Origin of the sequence: Brevundimonas sp. VNH65, from assembly GCF_049445955.1 — a bacterium.
Taxonomy (GTDB): Bacteria; Pseudomonadota; Alphaproteobacteria; order Caulobacterales; family Caulobacteraceae; genus Brevundimonas.
This window is the reverse complement of the sequence record NZ_JBMSDX010000001.1, coordinates 608687-629879: the sequence shown is the minus strand read 5'-3', so window position 1 is coordinate 629879 and position 21193 is coordinate 608687. Positions and strand designations below refer to the sequence as shown.

17 protein-coding genes are annotated in these 21193 nt (G+C 68.9%); 8 read left to right on the top strand and 9 right to left on the bottom strand.

The window, feature by feature from the left end; all coding sequences use genetic code 11:
* The first annotated feature begins 82 nt into the window (after nt 1-82).
* The gene (locus tag ACO2Q1_RS03050) at nt 83-733 is read left to right on the top strand and encodes an alpha/beta hydrolase (protein WP_423328069.1); all 651 of its coding nucleotides are present in this window, start codon (nt 83-85) and stop codon (nt 731-733) included.
* Nucleotide 734: 1 nt separating this feature from the next.
* On the opposite strand, the gene ACO2Q1_RS03045 is transcribed toward ACO2Q1_RS03050, so the two are convergent.
* The 4 genes from ACO2Q1_RS03045 to ACO2Q1_RS03030 are packed head-to-tail and all read right to left on the bottom strand — an operon-like array spanning nt 735 to nt 3771.
* Nucleotides 735-1727: a DMT family transporter gene (locus ACO2Q1_RS03045; protein ID WP_423328068.1), complete on the bottom strand. Its 993-nt coding sequence runs from the start codon at nt 1725-1727 to the stop codon at nt 735-737.
* A 2-nt stretch (nt 1728-1729) separates the two neighbouring features.
* The gene (locus ACO2Q1_RS03040; RefSeq protein WP_423328067.1) at nt 1730-2932 is read right to left on the bottom strand and encodes an exo-beta-N-acetylmuramidase NamZ family protein; all 1203 of its coding nucleotides are present in this window, start codon (nt 2930-2932) and stop codon (nt 1730-1732) included.
* Nucleotides 2929-3468 carry a DOMON-like domain-containing protein gene (locus tag ACO2Q1_RS03035; protein WP_423328066.1) on the bottom strand — a complete coding sequence of 180 codons (540 nt, stop codon included), beginning with the start codon at nt 3466-3468 and terminating at the stop codon, nt 2929-2931. Before ACO2Q1_RS03035 ends, ACO2Q1_RS03040 begins: the two co-directional genes overlap by 4 nt.
* A gap of 9 nt (nt 3469-3477) precedes the next feature.
* Complete coding sequence (locus tag ACO2Q1_RS03030; RefSeq protein WP_423328065.1) at nt 3478-3771, bottom strand: hypothetical protein; 294 nt, start codon at nt 3769-3771, stop codon at nt 3478-3480.
* A gap of 268 nt (nt 3772-4039) precedes the next feature.
* Between ACO2Q1_RS03030 and tyrS the strand changes: the two genes are divergently transcribed.
* The 4 genes from tyrS (at nt 4040) to ACO2Q1_RS03010 (ending at nt 7722) form a co-directional block, all read left to right on the top strand.
* On the top strand, nt 4040-5296 hold the full coding sequence (gene tyrS / locus ACO2Q1_RS03025; protein ID WP_423328064.1) for a tyrosine--tRNA ligase: 1257 nt from the start codon (nt 4040-4042) through the stop codon (nt 5294-5296).
* Entirely contained in the window at nt 5296-5757 is a 462-nt protein-coding gene (bcp, locus tag ACO2Q1_RS03020; RefSeq protein ID WP_423328063.1) for a thioredoxin-dependent thiol peroxidase, read from the top strand. Before tyrS ends, bcp begins: the two co-directional genes overlap by 1 nt.
* A gap of 206 nt (nt 5758-5963) precedes the next feature.
* Complete coding sequence (locus tag ACO2Q1_RS03015; RefSeq protein ID WP_423328062.1) at nt 5964-7097, top strand: peptidoglycan DD-metalloendopeptidase family protein; 1134 nt, start codon at nt 5964-5966, stop codon at nt 7095-7097.
* A complete protein-coding gene (locus tag ACO2Q1_RS03010; RefSeq protein ID WP_423328061.1) occupies nt 7078-7722 on the top strand; it encodes a bactofilin family protein in 645 nt (214 codons plus the stop codon). The genes ACO2Q1_RS03015 and ACO2Q1_RS03010 overlap by 20 nt, the downstream gene beginning before the upstream one ends.
* Before the next feature lie 65 nt (nt 7723-7787).
* On the opposite strand, the gene prfB is transcribed toward ACO2Q1_RS03010, so the two are convergent.
* The 3 genes from prfB to ACO2Q1_RS02995 form a co-directional block, all read right to left on the bottom strand.
* Nucleotides 7788-8910 (bottom strand): peptide chain release factor 2 gene (gene prfB, locus ACO2Q1_RS03005; RefSeq protein ID WP_423328060.1). Its coding sequence is split into 2 segments (ribosomal slippage): nt 7788-8840 and nt 8842-8910, totalling 1122 coding nucleotides; the frame shifts between segments, so codons are not numbered across the junction.
* A gap of 84 nt (nt 8911-8994) precedes the next feature.
* Nucleotides 8995-11415: a penicillin-binding protein 1A gene (locus ACO2Q1_RS03000; RefSeq protein WP_423328059.1), complete on the bottom strand. Its 2421-nt coding sequence runs from the start codon at nt 11413-11415 to the stop codon at nt 8995-8997.
* Nucleotides 11416-11519: 104 nt separating this feature from the next.
* Nucleotides 11520-12737, bottom strand: coding sequence for an N-acetylmuramoyl-L-alanine amidase family protein (locus tag ACO2Q1_RS02995; protein WP_423328058.1), 1218 nt, complete (start codon nt 12735-12737; stop codon nt 11520-11522).
* A gap of 512 nt (nt 12738-13249) precedes the next feature.
* Between ACO2Q1_RS02995 and ACO2Q1_RS02990 the strand changes: the two genes are divergently transcribed.
* The 3 genes from ACO2Q1_RS02990 to ACO2Q1_RS02980 all read left to right on the top strand — a co-directional run bounded on the left by ACO2Q1_RS02990 (nt 13250) and on the right by ACO2Q1_RS02980 (nt 18202).
* On the top strand, nt 13250-15868 hold the full coding sequence (locus tag ACO2Q1_RS02990) for an Rne/Rng family ribonuclease (RefSeq protein WP_423328057.1): 2619 nt from the start codon (nt 13250-13252) through the stop codon (nt 15866-15868).
* Between the two features lie 61 nt (nt 15869-15929).
* A complete protein-coding gene (locus tag ACO2Q1_RS02985; RefSeq protein ID WP_423328239.1) occupies nt 15930-17351 on the top strand; it encodes a M48 family metalloprotease in 1422 nt (473 codons plus the stop codon).
* 44 nt (nt 17352-17395) lie between these two features.
* The gene (locus ACO2Q1_RS02980) at nt 17396-18202 is read left to right on the top strand and encodes a DsbA family protein (RefSeq protein WP_423328056.1); all 807 of its coding nucleotides are present in this window, start codon (nt 17396-17398) and stop codon (nt 18200-18202) included.
* A gap of 34 nt (nt 18203-18236) precedes the next feature.
* Here ACO2Q1_RS02980 and ACO2Q1_RS02975 read toward each other — a convergent pair whose 3' ends face one another.
* Nucleotides 18237-19331, bottom strand: a complete 1095-nt coding sequence (locus tag ACO2Q1_RS02975) for a hypothetical protein (RefSeq protein ID WP_423328055.1) — start codon at nt 19329-19331, stop codon at nt 18237-18239.
* A 146-nt stretch (nt 19332-19477) separates the two neighbouring features.
* Complete coding sequence (locus tag ACO2Q1_RS02970) at nt 19478-21169, bottom strand: tetratricopeptide repeat protein (RefSeq protein WP_423328054.1); 1692 nt, start codon at nt 21167-21169, stop codon at nt 19478-19480.
* Between the last annotated feature and the right edge of the window lie 24 nt (nt 21170-21193).

Here is a 21193-nt window from a genome sequence, read left to right as displayed (position 1 = left end):
CGGGCGGACTTAGAAAGTCCTACCGCCATGGTCAAGTATTGTCCCGCCTAGAAACGACGTTTGAACGGATTCCAGAGCCGACATGCCTGAAGTCATCCTGCCCGGCGCCTCCGGCCGCATCGAAGGCCGCTATTCGCCCGGGAAGCGCCCGAATGCGCCCATCGCCCTGATCCTGCACCCCCACCCCAAGGCGGGCGGGCACATGAACAATCCGGTGGCGGTGACCCTGTACCAGCTGTTCGTGAAGCGCGGCTTCGCGACCCTGCGCTACAACTCTCGCGGCGTGGGCAAGTCGCAGGGCGAGTTCGACAGCGGCATCGGCGAACTGGCCGATGCGGCCACGGCGCTGGACTGGCTGCAGGCCAACAACCCCGCCGCGACCCAGACCTGGGTCGCCGGCTATCAGTTCGGCGCCTATATCGGCATGCAGCTGCTGATGCGCCGGCCGGAAACCGACGGCTTCATCTCGGTGTCGCCGCCGTCGAACATCTACGACTTCAGCTTCCTGGCCCCCTGCCCGGCCTCGGGCCTGTTCCTGCACGGCACGGCCGACAGCATCGTGCCGCCGATCGAGGTCGAGCGCGTGGTCAACAAGCTGCGCACCCAGAAGGGCATCGTCATCGACTATGAGCTGGAAGACGGGGCGACCCACTTCTGGCAGGACCATATCGAGGCCGTCGATCGTCGCGTCGGCGCCTATCTGGACAAGCGTCTGGAAGCCGAGCCGGCCTGACTCAGTCCGGCGTGGTCTTCTCGGCGCCCTCGGCGACTGAGGGGCCATGGGCCCTTACGCACCAGATCACGCTGACGATCATCAGGATGACGGCGATGATCTCCAACCCTGTTGGCCCGCGCCCTTCCCACAGGAAGCCGTAGAGGAAGGCGAACAGGGTCTCGAACACGATCATCTGGCCCAGCATCGACAGAGGCAGCAACCGGCTGGCCTGGTTCCACAGGGCGTTGCCCAGGATCGAGGCCAGGGCGGCGATTCCGACGCTGACGCCGGCCAGCCGAACCCATTGATCCGCGTCGTCGGGCAGGTCGCGCAAGGCCGCGGGGATGGTCAGAAGCAGGGCCATCCCGCCGGTGACGACGCCGGTCAGCAACGACCAGTCATGGGCGGACACCTGCGGCAGCCGCGCCATCCAGCGGCTGTTGCTGATCGCATAGATCGACCAGGAGATCAGGGCCGCGACCGCGCAGCCGAGGCCGATCAGGGTCAGCACCAGGTCTCCGCCCGGCGCATTGGCCGCGACGTCGCCGGCATGCCCGCCGCCGCGTCCCAGAAACGCCTCCCAGCCGATCAGCGCGACGGCGGCCGTCGCCAGCAGGATCGGCGGCGCGGACCGTGACAGCGGCGGCGCGTCGGGGTCCCTGAGGCCCCAGGCCGCGACGGCGACCGGCACCATGCCCACGATCAGGGCCGAGGCGGCGACGCCGGCGAAATGCACGGCGACCACAAGAAACAGGTAGTAGATCAGGTTTCCCGACAGACTCAGCCAGATCAGGCCCTTCCAGGCGGGGGCGTCCAGATGCAGCCGCACCCTGCCCCAGCGCGGCGCCAGCAGGGCCGCGGCGATCAGCCCATAGGCCAGATATCGCCCGGCGCTCATCATCATCGGCGAGGCGTCCGGCGCGACCTTGGGCGCCAGGAAGACCAGGCCCCACAACGCGCCCGCGCCGAGGCCGCTGGCGACGCCCGCCAGCCGGGATGTCGATGCGGTCACGCTCAGTACAACAGGAAGGGCCGCCGCACCTCGATCCAGGCCGCCTCGTCCGGCTGGGTCAGGGCGTCCAGATCGGCGGGCGTGGCGTCGGCGTCATCGACCCATTCGCGCAGCAGGGGCGAGCCGTTGATGACGTCGATCGGCAGTTTCCCGAAGGCGTATTCATAGGGGAAGTCGCGCCACAGGTCGTAGTCGGGATACAGCCGCCGGATCGCCTTGAAGGCCAGGGCCTGGACCCGCCAAGGCTTGAACGCCGCGTGATCATAGTGGGGGTCGTCGACGTGGATCTGGACCCCGTTGCACAGCTGACCGACGTGTTTGTGGAAGGTGGGTTGGAACCACATGTCGCGCAGGATGCAGCCCTTGATCCAGTCGGGCGCGAGAGACTTCATCTCGGCGATCACGGCCCGGGCGTCGATGTCGGGCGCGCCGAACAGCTCCAGCGGCCGGGTGGTGCCGCGTCCCTCGGACAGGGTCGCCCCTTCCAGCATGACCGTCCCCGCATAGGCGCGGGTCATGGAGACGTTGGGCGCATTGGGGCTGGGGTTGATCCAGCTGCGTTCGCTCAGCGGCCAGCCGTAACCCGGCGCGGCCTCGGGCTCCCAGCCCTGCATCTCGATGACGCGGTAGTCGACCTTCAGCTTGAAGTGGTCGATGAACCACAGGCCCATTTCGCCCAGGGTCATGCCGTGGCGCATCGGCATGGGCCCGGCGCCGACGAAGCTTTCCCAGCCGGGACGCAGGGTCAGACCCTCGACCGGTCGCCCGGCGGGATTGGGCCGGTCGAGAACCCAGACCGTCTTGCCGTGCTCCGCCGCCGCCTCCAGCACGTACAGAAGCGTGGTCACGAAGGTGTAGATGCGGCAGCCGACGTCCTGAAGATCGATCAGGATGATGTCGAAGGTCGTCATCGACTGGCCGCTGGGCCGCCGGACCTCGCCGTAAAGGCTGAAGACGGGGATGTCGTGCACCGGGTCGGTTTCGTCCGGCGTCTCCATCATATTGTCCTGCAGATCGCCCTTCATCCCGTGCTGGGGGCCGAAGGCGGCGGTCAGGCGGACGCCGGGGATGGCGGCCAGGGCATCGATGGAATGGGTGAGGTCCGCCGTCACCGACGCCGGATGGGCCAGCAGGGCCACGCGCCGTCCCTGAAGTTCAGCCTGAAGCGCGGGTTCGGAGATCAGGCGGTCGATGCCGAATTTCATGGCTGTTCCGTTCCAGAGGTCTCGGGCGCCGGCAGGACCAGCGTGAACGAGTCGGGATGATGGAAATCCGGCTTATCCGACGGATGGGCCAGGGCCCAATAGGTCTTCTCGCCGTGGATGTCCTCGATCACGGCCGAAAGCGCCAGGCGCTGCGCGGCGTCGGGTAAATCGACACGTGCCTCCAGCGCCATGTAGTCCGATCCGCCATCAAGGCCATCGACCACAGCCGCCTCATCCGCCGCCCTCATGCCTTCCCGATAGCCGGCGAAGGCATAGGACGCCCACTGGCCGGTCGGCGAGAGGTTGAATTCGAAATAGGCTTCACCCGTGCCCACGAAGGCCTCGAAACAGGTGTGCGTCCAGAGATTGTCCGCCCGCCCCGGCGGATTCTCTGCCGGCCAGCGGATCAGGTCCGGATCGCCCTTGCAAACAAAGCGAAGCCAGAGCTGATCCGCCCGCCGTTCATATTCGACCGCGATTGTCGCAGCAGGTCCGTCCGGCGAGGTCGGATGCGGGATCAGGACGGCGCGCGGCATCCGTCAGCCTCAGGGCCTGCCCAGCAGATAGAGGCCGAAGATCAGCACGATCGTCGCCGCCAGAAGCAGGCTGGGCGCCAGCAGGATGATCCAGCCCAGCCGCACATGACCGCGGCGCACCGCCATCAGGGCCGCTCCGCCCTGGAAGAGGACTGCGACCAGGGCGGGCAGGAAGACGGATCTGGCCCCCGCGCTCGTCGGCCCCAGTCCGATCAGGGTCAGGCCGCCCAGCGTCAGGACCGCGATCGCCGCCCAGCCGATCAGCAGGCGCAGGGCGGCCGGGTTTCGGACGGTGAGGGCCATGCGGATCGTCTTTCGTGCAGGGGCGGCGTTCGACCTCTATTCGACCATGTGTCGGCATGGCTTCAACCCCATTTCGGTTCCGGCCGCAGACCGGCGGACTTGACGGAGCCGTACGGCGCCGCCTATCCCGACCCCATGTTCGCCGCCCTCGCCCGCACCGGCCTGTATTACCGCCCGCTGATCTAGCGAGCGGCCCGCGAACCTGCGCCGCACTCCGGCGCGCAATCTGACAAGACGGCCGCCGGCATCCCTGCTAACGGAGCCGTCCATGACCGACACCGAATTCAAGTCCGATTTCCTGCGCACGCTGCAGTCGCGCGGCTACATCCACCAGATCACGCATCCGGCCGAACTGGACGCCGCAGCGGCGTCCGGCGTGGTGACGGGCTACATCGGCTTTGACGCCACGGCGCCCTCGCTGCATGTCGGCAGCCTGATCCAGATCATGATGCTGCGCCGGCTGCAGCAGGCCGGCGGCAAACCCGTCGTCATCATGGGCGGCGGCACGACCAAGGTCGGCGACCCGACCGGCAAGGACGCCTCGCGCCCGCACCTGACGGACGAGACGATCAAGTCGAACATCGCCACCATCAAGACGGTGTTCGAGAAGTTCCTGACCTTCGGCGAGGGCCCCACCGACGCGGTCATGATCGACAATGACGAGTGGCTGTCGAAATACGGCTACATCCAGTTCCTGCGCGATTTCGGCACCCAGTTCACGGTCAACCGGATGCTGGCGTTTGACTCGGTCAAGCTGCGGCTGGAGCGCGAGCAGCCGATGACCTTCCTGGAATTCAACTACATGCTGATGCAGTCGGTGGACTTCCTGGAGCTGAACCGCCGCCTAAACGTTACACTGCAGATGGGCGGGTCGGACCAGTGGGGCAATATCGTCTCGGGCGTCGATCTGGTGCGCCGTGTGGATCAGAAGGCCGCCTTCGGCCTGACCACGCCGCTGCTGACCACGGCCTCGGGCGGCAAGATGGGCAAGACGGCCCAGGGCGCGGTGTGGCTGAACGCCGAGCAGTTGAGCCCCTACGACTACTGGCAGTTCTGGCGCAACGCCGAGGACGCCGACGTCGGCCGCTTCATGCGCCTGTTCACCGACCTGTCGCTGGACGAGATCGCGGCCTTCGAGGCGCTGGAAGGCGCCGCGATCAACGACGCCAAGAAGGCGCTGGCTGATGCGGCGACGACCCTGCTGCACGGCGCGGAAGCGGCCGCGACGGCGCGGGCGGCGGCCGAAAGCGCCTTCGAGAAGGGCCAGATCTCGGCAGATCTTCCGACCGTGGAGTTGGCGAAGGACGAGGTTATCGGGGCGATGATCGCCGCCGTGGCGACCCGGGCGGGCCTCAGCGCCTCCAACGGCGAGGCCCGGCGCCTGGCCCAGGGCGGCGGCCTGCGTCTGAACGACGAAGCGATCGCCGACGGCGCGCGCCTGATCGCGGCGGACGACGTCAATGCGGACGGAGTGCTGAAGCTGGCGGCGGGCAAGAAGAAGATCGTCCTGGTGAGGCCGGTCTGATGGCGCTCGAGCCCGGCATGCCCGCCCCCGCCTTCGACATGGCCACGGCCTCGGGCGACCGGATTTCGTCCGAGGGCCTGAAGGGCAGGTCCTATGTGCTCTACTTCTATCCCAAGGCCGACACGCCGGGCTGCACGACGGAAGGCCAGGACTTCACCGCCCTGCTGCCGCGTTTCGAGGCGGCGGGGGTGACGGTGATCGGCGTGTCCCGCGACCCGGTGAAGAAGCTGGCGCGGTTCGCGGAAAAGCGTGAGCTGGGCGTCATCCTGGCGTCGGACGAGGACGGCGCGGTGACCGAGGCCTTCGGCGTCTGGGGCGAGAAGCAGCTGTACGGCCGCACCTATATGGGCATCGAACGGGCGACCTTTCTGATCGACGCCGGCGGAACGGTCGCCCAGGCCTGGCGCAAGGTGTCGGTCAAGGGACACGCCGAGGCGGTTCTGGCGGCGAGTGAGACCTGAAAAGGCGGGGTTCAGACTCCGCCGTCCGACCTACTGAACGTCATCCGATCGCCCGTGACGCGAATCTTCCGTCGATCCAGATTCGCGTGAGGCGTTTCGCGGCCATATTGATGGTTAACGAGACGTAAACAGTGTTGCCGCCCCCGAATCTCTGACGGATAGTGCCGCCGGTTTTGGGGGCTTCGGCCTGTGGGCAGGAAACGGACATGACCAGCGGGGGCTGGATCAGACGCTGGTTTCCCGAGCGTCAGATCTATTTGCGATCGAACGGCGAGATCCGCGGCTATGCGGTCAGCAGCCGCAAGCAGATGATCCTGGCCGGGGTCGCGGCCGTGGTCGGCGGCTGGACCCTGCTGGCTTCGGCTTCGGTCGCGATCGACGCGGTATCGACGCGTGCGGATCAGGAACGGGCGGCGCAGGATCGGGCGGCGGCCGAACGGGCCAACGCCGACCTACAGGCCCGACTGGACAGCGCCGTCATGCGGATGTCCACGACCACAGGATCGCTGGACGACATCGCCCGCACCGTCGAGCGGCGGCACGCCGCCCTGACCCAGGTCATGGGCCAGTTCCGGGGCGTCCCGGGCGCCCGCGCGGCCCTGCGTCCCGTTCGACCGGCGAGCGGCGATCTGACGCCGGGCCAGCGGATCATGGCCGTCCGACTGGATCAGGAGCGGCTGATCGCGCGCGCCGAGACCTTCGCACAGAGCCGGGCCGAGCGGCTGCGGCTGGCTTTTCGCTTAGCCGGACTGAACCCCGCCGCCTACGCCGCCGCGGGCGCGGCCCTGGGCGGCCCCCTGGTCGAGGCGCGCGACCCGCGGGCCCTGGCGGCCATCCTGGACGTGGACGAGGCCTTCGCCCTGCGCATTCGTCAGGCGGCCGACAGCCTGGGCGAAATGCGCGACCTGGCCGACGCGGCCGACGCCCTGCCCCTGTCCCGCCCCGCGCACGCCCGGACCACCTCCGGCTACGGCGTGCGGTTCGATCCCTTCAACGGCCGGCCGGCCCTGCACCAGGGCCAGGACTTCGCCGCGCCCCTGAACACCCCGATCCTGGCCACGGCGCCGGGCGTCGTCTCCTTCACCGGCGTGCGTTCAGGGTATGGCAACACCGTTGAGATAGACCATGGGCGAGGTTTCAAGACTCGGTTCGCCCATCTGAACGCCATCGCCGTCCAGCCCGGACAGGCGATCGCGGTCGGCCAGCGCATCGGCGCCATGGGCACGACCGGCCGATCCACCGGCGTCCACCTGCACTATGAGGTGTGGGTCGACGGACGTCCCCAGAACCCAGCCCGCTTCCTCAAGGCAGGAGATTATCTTGTTCAACAAGACCACTAAGCCGACGACCCGGCCCGCCATCGCCGATGTTCCGCCGTTGCCGGAGTCGCCGCGTCCCGCCGCCGCTGCGGCGTCGAGCCCCGCCCCGGCGCCCGTGCCTGCGGCTCCGGCCCGCAGCCTGTCCACCCTGGCTGCGGATCTGCAGTTCGAGGGCACGGTGTCGGGCAACGGCGACCTGCAGGTCGACGGCGCCGTCAAGGGCGACATCCGCGTCGGGCGCCTGATCGTCGGCGAAACCGGCTCGGTCGAAGGCAATGTCAGCGCCGAATATCTGGAAGTGCGCGGCCGGATCGTCGGCGGCGTCTCCGGCCGTCAGGTGAAGCTGGTCGCCACCGCCTATGTCGACGGGGACATCACCGCCGAACAGCTGTCGATCGACATCGGCGCCTATTTCCAGGGCCGCGTCCTGCAAAGCCGCCGCGAAGCCCCGGCCGCTCCCGCCCCGGCGGCGGTGGCTCCCGCTCCTGCCCCGGCTCCCGCTCCCGCGCCCGCTCCCGCGCCGGAGCCCGCTCCGGTGCAGCCGACCTTCTCCGCCCCCGCGTCCCCGGCGCCGACGTCTCCGGCCGGGTCGGCCCAGGCGGCGCTGGAATCGGCCCTCGACGCCGTGCCGCTGCGCCCGCTCTGACCGCGACGCATCGCTGAGATGAGAAAGGCCCCGGTGATCGCCGGGGCCTTTCGTCATTCTGTCGGCTATTCGGTGGTGGAGCCCCGGGTCTCGCCCACGCGGGCCGCGAGCGCCGCCCCCATGAAGGCGTCCAGATCGCCGTCCAGCACGCCCTGGGTGTCCGAGGTTTCGACCTCTGTCCGCAGGTCCTTCACCATCTGATAGGGCTGCAAGACATAGGAGCGGATCTGGTGCCCCCAGCCGATATCGGTCTTGGCGTCGGCCAGGGCCTGGGCCGCCGCCTCGCGCTTCTGCAGCTCAAGCTCGTAGAGGCGGGCCCGCAGCATCTTCCACGCCTGATCGCGGTTCTGGTGCTGTGACCGGCCGGCCTGGCAGGCCACGACGGTGTTGGTCGGAATGTGCGTCAGGCGCACGGCCGAATCCGTCTTGTTGACGTGCTGTCCGCCGGATCCCGAGGCGCGATAGGTGTCGGTGCGCACATCGGCCGGATTGATGTCGATCTCGATGGTGTCGTCGACGACGGGCGAAACCCCGACCGAGGCGAAGGAGGTGTGGCGCTTGGCGGCCGCGTCATACGGACTGATGCGGACCAGCCGGTGCACGCCCGATTCCGACTTCAGCCAGCCATAGGCGTTGGGGCCGGTGACCAGGATAGTCGCCGACTTGATGCCGGCCTGATCGCCGTCTTCCGACGCCTCCAACTCGACCTCGTATCCGTGCGCCTTGGCCCAGCGGGTGTACATCCGCAGCAGCATGCCGGCCCAGTCGCAGCTCTCGGTGCCGCCGGCGCCGGAGTTGACCTCCAGATAGGCGTCATTGCCGTCGGCCTCGCCGGACAGCAGGGCTTCCAGCTCGGCGCGCGCGGCGCGGTCCTTGATCGCCTTCAGATGGGCGCGCGCATCCTCGAGGGCGGCCTCGTCGCCTTCCTCGTCGGCCATTTCGGACAGCATGACGCCGTCTTCCAGCCCCTGCTCCATCTCGCGCACGGCGGAGATCTGGGATTCCAGGCGCGACCGGTCGCGGCTGACGGCCTGGGCCTGGTCGGGGTCGTCCCACAGGGTCGGATCCTCGACCCTGGCGTTCAGCTCATCGAGCTTTCTTACAGCGACGTCCCAGTCAAAGACGCCTCCTGAGCAGAGCGACGCTCTGCTCGATGTCGGCCTTCATGGCCTCGACATCCGGTCTCATCGCAAACTCCCGCGATACAAAATGCGAGCGGCGGACATATAGGTCCGCCGCTCAAAGGGAAAGCCCGAACCTGGGCCGGACGCCCTAATAGAGGCCGCTGAGGTCCTCGGCCGGCGGCCGCTGCGGCGTGGGCGGCGGCGGGGCGCTGGGCGGCGGGGCGGACGGCGGCGGGGCGGTCTCGGCCTCCAGCTCGCGCCGGATGATCTCGTTGTAGTTCTGGGGTCCGACCGGGATGGTCGGATCGACCGGCGCCTGTTCCTCCCGCTGACGCTCGGTTCCGGGACGGAAGGCTTCCTCGGTGCCATTGACCACGCGGAAGACGGCGTTGCGCGGACGCACGAACGGACGCGCCGGCCGCTCCTTCAGCGCCTGCTGCATGAACTGGGTGAAGATGGGCACCGGGGTCGTCGCCCCCGTCTCTCCGCCCCCGAGGGACCGGTTGTCGTCGAAGCCGATGAAGACCCCGACCACGATGTCGGAGGAGAAGCCGACGAACCACGCCGACCGGTAGTCGTTGGTCGTGCCCGTCTTGCCGCCGATCCAGCGGCCCAGGCCGCGGGCGCTGGCGGCGGTGCCGCGCTGGATCACGCCTTCCAGCATGGAGCTGACCTGATAGGCGGTGATCGGGTCGATCACCTGGGCGCCGCGGGCGTCGAGGCGGGGCGAGGCCTGGCCGCTGAAGGCGCGCCCGCACTCACGGCAGTTGCGACGGTCCGCGCGCCAGACGGTCTCGCCGTTCCGGTCCTGGATATAGTCGATCAGATAGGGCTGGACGCGGCGTCCGCCGTTGACGAAGGCCGAATAGGCCGCCGTCAGCTGCAACGGGGTCACCTCGCCGGCGCCGAGCGACACCGAAAGGTTCGGCGACAGGCCGGGCAGGCCCATCTTCTCGGACTGGTCGACGATACGGCGCATGCCGACCGCCTGGGCCAGACGCACGGTCATGACGTTGCGCGACAGCTCCAGCCCGCGACGCAGGGTCTGGGGTCCGTAGTATTCGCGGCTGTAGTTCTCGGGCGTCCAGCGCTGGCCGTTCGGGCCGCCGGCGAAGCTGATCGGGGCGTCCAGCACGATCGAGGCCGGGGTGTATTCCCCTTCCAGCGCCGTCGCATAGACGAAGGGCTTGAACGCCGAGCCCGGCTGGCGCTTGGCCTGGGTCGCGCGGTTGAAGCTGGACAGGGCGTAGGAGTAGCCGCCCACCATGGCGAGGACGCGTCCCGACTGGGGCTCGACAGCCACCAGGGCGCCGTTGACCGCCGGCACCTGTTTGAGGGCGAACTGGCCGTTGCGGGGCTCAACGAAGATCAGGTCGCCGCGCTTCAGCGGACGACGGGCGTTGGCCCAGGCCGCGTCGGCGGGGATCAGGCTGCCGGTGTCGCCGTCGCGGGCGGTGACGACCTGGACCGAATTGCCCGAGGCGGCGGTGACCGCCGCCGCGCGCCAGGCCCGCCGTTCGGGCGGCGTCTGACGCTTGAGCGCCGCCGCCTGCCAGCCCTCGGCGAAATCCGTCTCGCCCCAGGCGCCGCGCCAGCCGTGGCGACGATCATAGTTCTCGAGCCCCGTCATCAGGGCGTCGCGCGCGGCGGTCTGGAGGCTGGGGTCCAGCGTCGTCCGCATATAGAAGCCGCCTGCGTTCAGATGCTCGCCGATGTCCTTGGTGGCCAGGGCCTGACGTCGCGCCTCCTCGACGAAGAAGTCGGCGTCGCGGTACTGGGCGCGCTGCGGCGCGTCATTGGCCGCCAGCGGCCGCGCCTGTGAGGCGACCAGGTCGGCGTCGCTCAGCCACCCCGCCTGGTTCATCTCGCCCAGGACCCAGTCGCGCCGCCCCTTGGCCGCGCCGGGATGCCGTTTTGGATGATAGTTGTTCGGCCCCTTCGGCAGGGCGGCGAGGAAGGCGGCCTGGTCGGGCGTCAGCTGGTTCAGCGACTTGCCGAAATAGTTGTAGGCGGCCGAGGCCACGCCATAGGAGCGATAGCCGAGGAAGATCTCGTTCAGATACAGTTCGAGGATCTGTTCTTTCGTCAGCGTGGCCTCGAGGCGGCTGGAAAGGATCGCCTCCTTCAGCTTGCGGCCGATCGTGGACTCGTTGGTCAGCAGGACGTTCTTGGCCACCTGCTGGGTGATGGTCGAGCCGCCCTCCAGCCGTCGGCCGGCGACGAAGTTGAAGACGTTCTTAAACATGGCCCGGCCCAGACCGGACACGTCGATGCCGCCGTGGTCGAAGAACTTCTTGTCCTCCGCCGCCAGGAAGGCGTGGATCACCGGCTGGGGGATCTGGTCATAGGTGACGTAGATTCGCCGCTCGTCCGAGAACTCGCCGATCAGGGTGCCGTCGCCGCCATAGACGCGCGTCGCGGTCGGCGGGCGATAGTCGGTCAGCTCCGACGCGTCGGGCAGGTCGTGGAACAGCCAGGCCGCATAGACGGCGATGATGAAGCCCGCGAGCGCGACAGCGCCCAGCAGGGCCACGCCCGCCAACACGAACCAGCGTTCGGCAATCTTCACCAACGGTCTCCAGCGCCGCGTCCAGGAGGGGCCGGACACTCGAACCCTGATTTAGACCGCGCCGCCCATCGGGGCTAGACGCCAATTGGCCGAAGAAGGGCCGATCAGGGCGCGCCGGCCGCCGTGGTGTCGGCCGAGGCGAACAGGGCAGCCTCGGACCCGCCCCGGAAATAGCGGTCGATGCTGTCGGCGACGCTGCGCATCATGCGGCGGCGGCGGCGTTCGTCGGCCAGCAGGCGCTCGTCGTCCGGATTGGTGATGAAGCCCATCTCCAGCAGGACGGCGGGCACGTCCGGGGCCAGCAGGACCGCCAGACCCGCGTCGCGATGGCTGCGCCGCAGCATCGGGTGTTCGGCCGATTCGAGGCCGCTCAGGAGGGTGCGGGCGAACTGGGCGGAGCGGTTCTGGGTGGCCCGCTGGGTGAGGTCCAGCAGGATGCGGTCGACGGACGGGTCGCGTCCGGGCAGGTGCAGATCGCGGTGCCAGTCGTCCCCGCGCGTCACCTCGCGCACGGCGCGGCTCGCCCCCTGTTCCGACAGGGTGTAGACGCTGGCGCCCCGCGTGGCCGGATCGGCCCCGGCGTCGGCGTGCAGGGAGATGAACAGGTCGGCGTCCGCCCGGCGGGCGATGCGGACCCTCTGATACAGATCGACATAGGTGTCGTTGGTGCGTGTCAGCAGGACACGGTAACGCCCGGTGCGCTCCAGCTCGGCTTTCAGCGTCTGGGCGGCGGCCAGGGTCAGGGCGCTTTCCCGGTTCGACGCCCCCATGGCGCCCGGATCCCGCCCGCCGTGGCCGGCGTCGATGACGATCAATGGCTTGTCGCGTCGCGCGGACGCGCGCGGCGCCGAACGGGTCTCGGCGGCCGGCCGGACGTTGGGCACAGCGGCGGGCCGGGGCGTCGTCGGCGCGGGACCGGCCCCGGCGCGCGCCTTGAGGTCCACGACGTAGCGGTAGTTGGCGACCCCGTCGCCCGGAGGAAGCAGGAAGCGGCGCTCGATCTCGACCGCCTTGGCCAACTCGAGCTGGACCCGCGATGCGCCGGCGGCGGCCGAGATGCGATAGGCGTTGACCAGGCCGGAGCCGTCGCCCGTGACGCCCCGTCCCGGCGCCACGCCGGACAGGTTCAGAACGACCCGGCCCGCGTCGCCGGCCTCGACCACGGCGCCGCGCGCGGAAACGCCGAGATCAAGCACCACGCGCGTGCGTTCGGCGTCGCCGCCGAAGCGGACGCCCAGCACGTCACCGCTGGCTCCGCCCGCGATACCGCGCCCGCCCAGGAACAGGGCGAGGCAGATCACGACGAACGCAGCGGCGGTCATCGTCCATTCCCTGACGCCCCACAGGCCGAGCCTGGAGAGCGGAGCGTAAAAAGCCTTGCGCATCATTCTGACGGCGATCCCACCTTCGCTGGCCGTCATCCTGCACGAGCGCGGTTTGGATTGAGTTAAGCGCGGAAACCTTTTCTTTCGGCTTCAGCCTGCCTATGCTTGTGTCCGCTCGCGGAGCGTTCGTCTGCCGATCCTGATCGGCGATCGACGCGTCGCCCCGCCTGCGCTGACTTTCACCCATCCGAGATTCCGCCGGGCCTGGCCCGAGGAATCGAAGAACCGGCCCGCTTCGCCGCCGCAAACGGCGCGTTCGGGTCGAGGACCGACCAGACCCATGGGCCCTTACGCCTCGCCTTCCGCCCGGCTTGTCCGGAACAACGATCCGGCGATCGCCGCGATCCGCAGCGGAACCACGCCCGGCCAGGCCCCCTACCCCATTCGGCGAGCCGCCATGACCCCCAGCACATCGGGGTCGGCCAGAGCGCGCCAGAGAGAGATTCTACATGTCAAAGACGATGCTGATCGATGCGGCGCACGCGGAAGAAACCCGCGTCGCCATCGTGGACGGACGCCAGGTTGAGGAATTCGACTTCGAGTCGAAGACGAAGCGCCAGCTTCGCGGCAACATCTACCTCGCCAAGGTCACCCGCGTAGAACCCAGCCTGCAGGCCGCCTTCGTCGAATACGGCGGCAACCGGCACGGGTTCCTCGCCTTCAACGAAATCCACCCCGACTACTATCAGATCCCCGTCGCAGACCGCGAAGCCATCATGGCCGAGGCGGACGACGAGGCGGACGAGGACGATCTGGGCCGCGAGTCGGCGGACGACGAGGCCGATCCCGAAGCCAAGCTGGCGGACGAGGAGCGCCTGAAGCGCCGCCTGATGCGTCGCTACAAGATCCAGGACGTCATCAAGCGTCGCCAGATTCTGCTGGTCCAGGTCGTGAAGGACGAGCGGGGCGCCAAGGGCGCGGCCCTGACGACCTGGCTGTCGCTGGCCGGCCGCTACTGCGTGCTGATGCCGAACACCGGCAAGGGCGGCGGCATCTCGCGCAAGATCACCAACAGCTCGGACCGTCGCCGCCTGAAGAGCGCCGTGGCCTCGTTCGAAGTGCCCAAGGGCATGGGGCTGATCATCCGCACGGCCGGCGCCAAGCGGACCAAGGCCGAGATCCGGCGCGATTATGAGTACCTGCTGCGCCTGTGGGAGACGATCCGCGAGACCACCCTGGCCAGCCACGCGCCCTCGGTGATCTACGAAGAGGAGAACCTGGTCCGCCGCGCCGTGCGCGACATGTTCGACAAGGATTTCGACGGCATCCAGGTTCAGGGGATCGAGGGCTTCAAACAGGCGCGCGACTTCATGCGCGTGCTGATGCCGTCCCAGTCCAAGAAGGTGCATCTGTACCAGGGCGCCAGGCCCCTGTTCGCCGCCAACGGCATCGAGGACGTGCTGACCGGGATTCACCAGCCGGTGGTGACGCTGAAGTCGGGCGGCTATCTGGTCATCAACCAGACCGAGGCCCTGGTCGCCATCGACGTCAACTCGGGCAAGGCGACCAAGGAACGCAACGTCGAGCAGACGGCGTTCAAGACCAACTGCGAGGCCGCCGTCGAGGCCGCCCGCCAGCTGCGTCTGCGCGACCTGGCCGGACTGATCGTCATCGACTTCATCGACATGGACGAGCCGAAGAACAATCGGACCGTCGAGCGCATCCTGAAGGACGCGCTGAGCGAGGATCGCGCCCGCATCCAGATGGGCAAGATATCGGCCTTCGGCCTGATGGAGATCAGCCGCCAGCGCCGCCGCTTGGGCGTGCTGGAAGGCGCCACCGAAATCTGTCCGCACTGCCAGGGCGCCGGACGCATCCGCTCGGCGGAATCCGCCGCCCTGACGGTTCTGCGGGCGCTGGACGCCGAGGCCGGAAAGAACGGCGCGGGATCGGTCATCCTGCGCGTGTCGACCGCCGTGGCCCTGTATATCCTGAACCACAAGCGCGCCTATCTGCAGTCCCTGCTGGTCCAGCGCGGCCTGAACGTCGTCGTCCAGATCGACGACAGCCTGGCCCAGAGCGAAAGCACGATCGAACGCACCGAGTCGTATGACGACTTCGTCGCGCCCGAGCCCGAGGTCTCGCTGGCCGATCTGCAGGACGATTTCGACGACGCCGCCTGGAGCGACGAGGACGAAGACGAGGACGACGAGGAAGACGACGAGGACGAAGCCGACATCGAGCGCGAGGACACCGACGACGACGCGGCCGGCGGCCGGATCGAGGTCGGCGGGGGCGGTCGGCGTCGCCGGCGCCGTCGCGGCGGACGGCGCGATGAGGAATCCGGCGTCGAGGCGACGGCGGACGACGAAGAGGACGATGGCGAAGGCGGCCGTCGCCGTCGGCGTGGCCGTCGTGGCGGACGTCGGGCGCGTGAGGATGACGGCGCCGTGGCCGGTGGTCACTTCTTCTGGGTGCGCGGCCGCACGCCGTCGCTGGAGGATCCCTACGTCTGGTTCGACCCGATCAACCCTCAGAAATCCGAGCCGGCCGTCGCCGCACGGACCGAGGACGCCGAGACGCCCGAGACCCTGGGCGACACCTCGGGCGAGGCCGGCGGACGTCGTCGCCGTCGTCGCGGACGGGGTCGCGGCGGCGCCGGTGAAATGACCCACGAGGTCAAGGTCGAGGCCCGCGCCACCAACGAGGGCATGCCGCCGGACGGTTCGCCCGACACGCCGATGGCCGTCGTAGCCGCGGACGGCGGCGAGGATGCGCCGGCGCTCGCTCCCGAACCCCGCCGTCGCCGCGTGCGTCGTCGCCCGGCCAGCGCCTCTGCGGCCACAACCGAGGTCGATCTGGACACCGGGGTCGAGCCGAACGAGGCGGAGCCGGAGGGCGAGCCCGTCGTTCTGGACATCGCCCTCGAGGCGGCCGCCGAAATCGCGCCCGTCGTCGAAGCAGCCCCCGAGCCCGAGCCGACCCCGGCCGAGCCCGAAGTCGCCGAGGTCGTCGAGCCGACCGCCGCGCCGGTCCCAGAGATCGACGTCTCGGCCATCATCGCCGCCGATCCCAATCAGGTCACCACGCCGCCCGAAAAGCCCAAGCGCGGATGGTGGCGCCGCTGAATGGCCGCGATTAGATAGTCGTCTGTAGGTCGGGCGGGGGCCTGTCGCTGGTAGGGAGTTCATCTTGAACCGCCTTGTTCGCCACGGTTCCCGCCGGCTCGCCGCCGTCGCCGCCGGCCTGACCGTCGGTCTCGCCCTGCTGACGCCGTCGGCGGCCTCGGCCCAGAGCCTGATCCGGGACACCGAGATCGAGGCCTTCATTCACGACTGGTCGGCGCCGACCCTGACGGCCATGGGGTTGAACCCCGAAGAAGTCGAGATCCTGCTGGTCAACGACCCGACGCTGAACGCCTTCGCCACGCGCGGGCGCATCATGGGGCTGAACACCGGCCTGATTCTGCAGACCGAGACGCCCAATGAGCTGCTGGGCGTGATCGCCCACGAAGGCGGTCACATCAAGAACCGCCATCTGCTGCGCGACGGCGCCCAGAACGCGGGGATGCAGCCCTTTCTGATGACCATGGCCCTGGGCGCCCTGGCCGCCATCGCCGGCGAGCCGGGCGCCGGCGCCATGCTGATGGCCAACAGCCAGTACTTCGGCACCCTGAGCGCGCTGCGTTACATGCAGAGCCAGGAGGGCGAAGCCGACATCACGGGCGCCCGGGCCCTTGAGGCGGCCGGGGAATCCGGGCGCGGCCTGGTGTCCTTCTTCGAGAACTTCCGCTCGCAGGAAGTCTTCTCGGACGCGCGGCGCTATCCTTACTTCCGCAGCCACCCGTTGTCCGGGCAACGCATCGAGGCCCTGCGTCGACCGGTCGAGGCCGCATCCAACTACGACCGTCGCGACAGCGACCAGAGGATCGCCGAGCACGCGATCATGCTGGCCAAGATCCATGCCTTCATGGATCCGCCGAACACCACGCTCCGGACCTATCGCGAAAGCGACACCAGCTATCCGGCCCGTTACGCCCGCGCCATCGCCTATTACCGCGACGGCCAGACAGAGCGGGCCATCGCGGCCGTCGACGCCCTGTTGAGCGAGCAGCCGGACAATCCCTACCTGTGGGAGCTGCGCGGTCAGATCCTGTTCGAGGAAGGCCGTCCCGCCGACGCCATCGAGTCCCACCAGAAAGCCGTGACCCTGAAGCCGGACGCGCCCCTGCTGCGGATCAACCTGGCGCACGCCCTGATCGAGACCCAGGATCGGGAGCGGCTGGATCGGGCGATCGACGAACTGAAACGCGCGTCGGCCCGCGAACCGGAAAACACCATGGCCTGGCGTCTGTTGTCCCAGGCCTATTCGACCCAGGGCAAGGAGGGCGAGGCCCGGCTGGCCATGGCGGAGGCCTATTTCGCGGGCGGCGACGTCGAGCAGGCCACCCAGTTCGCCCTGCGGGCCCGGCCGATGCTGGAACGGAACACCATCGAATGGCGCCGCGCCATGGACATCGTCCTGGCGTCGGGCGCGACGATGGACGACATCGCGGACCTGGATCGCCGCGACGCACGCCGTCGCCCGGCCGTGCTGCCGCCGTCGTCCTGAGATGCGCTTGGACGCCGACGCGAATCCGCACTAACCGAGGCGACATGACCGACCTTCCTCCGCCCTCCCCGGACGGCTCGCCCAATACGTCATCTCGCCCGGCCATGGCTCGTGGCGGGTGGCTGAGAAGCCGCAGCGCCCTGGCCCTGGGCGTCGCCGTGATCGCCCTGGGGTTCGCGGCCGCGCCCTGGATCGCGCCGGACCTGTTCGGCGGACGGGTCGTCCGGTCGTATCTGCTGGCCCATCCCGAGGTGCTGGACGAGGTCGTCGCGGCCCGCCAGACCCGCGAGGAGGCCGGGCGCGTCGAGGCCGTCAACGCCGCCGTCGCCGCCAACCCGGCGCTGCTGGCCGCAGACCCCCGCGACCCGGCCTATGGCCCGGCGAACGCCCAGGTCACCGTGATCCAGTTCTTCGACTTCCGCTGTCCCGGCTGCAAGGCGGTGGCGCCCGACTTCCTGCGGCTGATGCAGGCGCACCCGGAGGTCAGGTTCGTGTTCAAGGACTGGCCGATCCTTGATCGCGGCGAGGACGCCATGTCCCACTACGCCGCCCGCGCCGCCCTCGCCGCCCACGCCCAGGGCAGGTACCTGCCCGTCCATCAGGCCCTGATGGTCGAGGGATCGCTGACCGAGGAGACGGTCGATCGCATACTGGTCGCCCAGGGCGTGGACCTGGCGCGCGCCAAGGCGGTCATGGCCGGGCCGGAAATCGCGGTCCATCTGGCCGACATCCAGACCACCGCCATGATGTTCCGCCTGACCGGCACCCCGACCTTCCTCATCAACGGCAAGACCACCCACGGCATCGCGCCCGACGAGGTCAACCGCGCCATAGAGGCGGCGAAGTCCTGAGGATCGGGGCAACCTTGACGAGGTCGGGCGCCGGCTATCCGGCGGCGACGCTCTGAACACGAGGCGGGATGACGCGCAGGCCGCCTTCGTCGTGTGGAAACACCGGCGCATTGTGTCGGCCGGGAAAACGCTGCGCGAATCCCTCGATCAGGTTCCGCGCCAGGCGCCCCAGTTCAGCCTCCGGGACGCCAGCGTCGAGTGACAGGAAAGACCGCGGCGTCCGCGCGTCCGCCTCCGATATGGGCATGTCGAGCAGCGCCGTGACCGCTTCGGAATGGTTCAGGCCCGGCATATTGCTGTTGGCCTGCATCCAGAGAGTCGATCCGCTGGATTGCAGCGGCAGGTCCAGAAGCCCGGCGATAGAGGCGGCTTCGGGCATGTCTGCGGGCCTGTCCCGGTCCCAGCCGAACCAGTAGCCGGCCTCAAGCGCCGCCAACCCTTCGGCGACGGCCCTGAGATAGAGATCCTGGGTGAGCAGGAATCGATAGATTTCGACCGACAGGGCAGGATCCCGGTGTTCGAGCCCCGGATTGACCCGGCCGAAAACGTGAGTGGCGGGCGCGGAGTGGCGATAGGGGGGCAGATGGAATATCTGCTCCGGGTTCAACACGGCGTGCTCGATCTCCCACCAGATATCGAAGGACACCAGGCGTCTGAGATCGCCCGCCAGACCCATGAAGGCCATATCGTTGAAGAAGAACGGCTGAAGCGGCAACGCCGCCTGCAACATCAGGCGTTTGCCGAAGGGGGCGGCGGCGCCCGGCGGCGGGGCGTCGTGGAAGCGACGCGTCAGGCCGTCGATCGCATAGATCGGCGCCGTCTTGTCCGTCCGGCAGCGCAGGACGATTTCGTCGTCGGCAAACGCCTGCAGTCCAAAATGGAAGTTCTTGATCTGATGGAAGATGTGGCCGGGCCCCCTGATGACCGGCTGATGCGACAGCACCACCTCGACGCCGTTCCGGACCATGAGATCGATGTTGCCGTCCGCCCGGTCCGACAGCCATCCGCTGAACACCAGCCGGTCGATCAGACCTTCGGATCGCCAGCGGAAGTAGGTCTGCAACTCACCGGCCAGGGCGCCCCCATCGCGAATGGAGCCGCAGATCAGGACCGAAGGCGGTTTGGACATCTGGCAGTCTTCCCTCAGCGGTGACGAGCGGCCATCCAGCATGGGTGGCTCGCCATCGCGAACAGGCGACACGGGGTGTCGCCGCGCGGTGAATAGCCCACCGCCATGCCCGGCGGAAGCGTTCCGCCGCCGGGGCGCGACTCGCCTCAGGCCAGCTTCAGGTCCATGCGGCCGCCGATCCATTCGACCCGCGCCTTGTCGCGGGCGGCCTGGGCGGCGGCGCGATCGCCGAGCGCCGTTTCGGCCTCGGCGAGGACGAAATAGCTGTAGGGATCGTTCGGCCAGTCCTTCAGCAGTTCCTCGATCTTGGCCTTGGCGCCGGCGGCGTCGCCCTTGGCCAGGAGGGCGGCGGCGAGACTGCGGCGGGTCGGATACCAGATGATGGGCGGATCGCCGCCCTCCCCGTCTCCCATCGCCTGGATGGCGGCCGCGGCCGAGAAGGCGGCCACGGCGGCGTCAGGATCGCCCTCGATCATCGCCGCGCGGCCCTCCAGCACGTGCTGGGCCAGTTGGACGAAGCCCTTCTGATTGTCCTGCATCGGACCGGCGAAGGTCGTGGCCGCGATGATCGCCTTGATCGCCGCCGCCTCGGCGCGGACCGCCCCGGCGTCGCCCGCCCGCGCCGCCGCCTCGCCGCGCATGTACCGCCAGGAAATCCGCAGCAGATATCTGGCCTCGTCAGGCTCCGCCACGGCGGCGATCTTCGCGGGGTCCGCGAACCGGCCGTAGATGGCGTAGGCGTTGTGCGCCTGGATGGCGCGCCAGACCGCCGTCGGCCCCATGTCGCCATAGGTCGACAGGAACCAGTCCGCCAGTTCGACACCCCGTTCGGCGCCGCCCGCCATCAGGGCGCCGCCCATGCCGAAATGGATGTTGTGGGAATGCAGCGGCATGCCCTTCACCCCGCCCTCGGGCCGGGCCAGGCGGTCATAGCGTTTGTCCAGCGCCACGGCCTCGACGTTGGAGTTCATCGCATCCTTGTAGCGGCCCACCCGATAGAAGGTATGCGAGGGCATGTGCACCAGATGGCTGGCGCCCGGGGCGAGCCGCGCCAGTCGCTCGCCATAGGGGATGGCGCGATGCGGATCGTCCGACCATTCGGTCAGGTGGATATAGAGGTGGATGGCGCCCGGATCGTCGGGATCGACCCGCAGGGAATGCTCCAGCAGGCCCATGGCGCGGCTGACCCCGGCCGCCTTGGGCGTCCCGTCCTTGTTCCACCAGTCATAGTCGGTCAGGAGCCAGGCATCGGCGGTCGCCGCCGAGATCAACAGGTCGTCGGGATTGCGCGTCGCGATTCCGTCCATGGCGCGGGCGAACCGCCGGGCGCGTGTGTCCTTGCGGCCGGAGTATCGTTGAACCAGGGCGTCGATCATGCGTCGCTGGGCGGGCGTGGCGTCCCGCGCCAGGCGACGGGCCTCGCGCGCGGCCTTCAGCGCGGCGGCCTGAGAGGCGTCGTCATTGCCGCCGCCGTTCAGATTGGGACCCAGGGCCCAGGCCTCGCCCCAGGCGCACATGCCGCAGGTCGGATCCAGCAGCCGCGCCTTGCGGAAGGCCCTGACCGATTCCGTGTGTTCGAACGCCCAGCGCAGCCGCACCCCGTGATCGAACCAGGCCTGGGCCTCGGGCATGGCGTCGACCGGCCAGGTCGCCTTGCCGAAGCCATCGACCATGACCATGCCGGCCACCGGGTCGGTGTTGAGCGCCGATCCGCCCTCGCCGCAGACCTGGGGGCTGTCCAGCGCCTCAAGGATCGCGGCGTCGCGGGTCGCATCGGCCACGGCCGGCGCCGCGAGACACACCGCCAGGGCCGTAAAGGCCAGTAGGTACCGTTTCATGTCCCGCCCTCCCGCTGTCCGGTC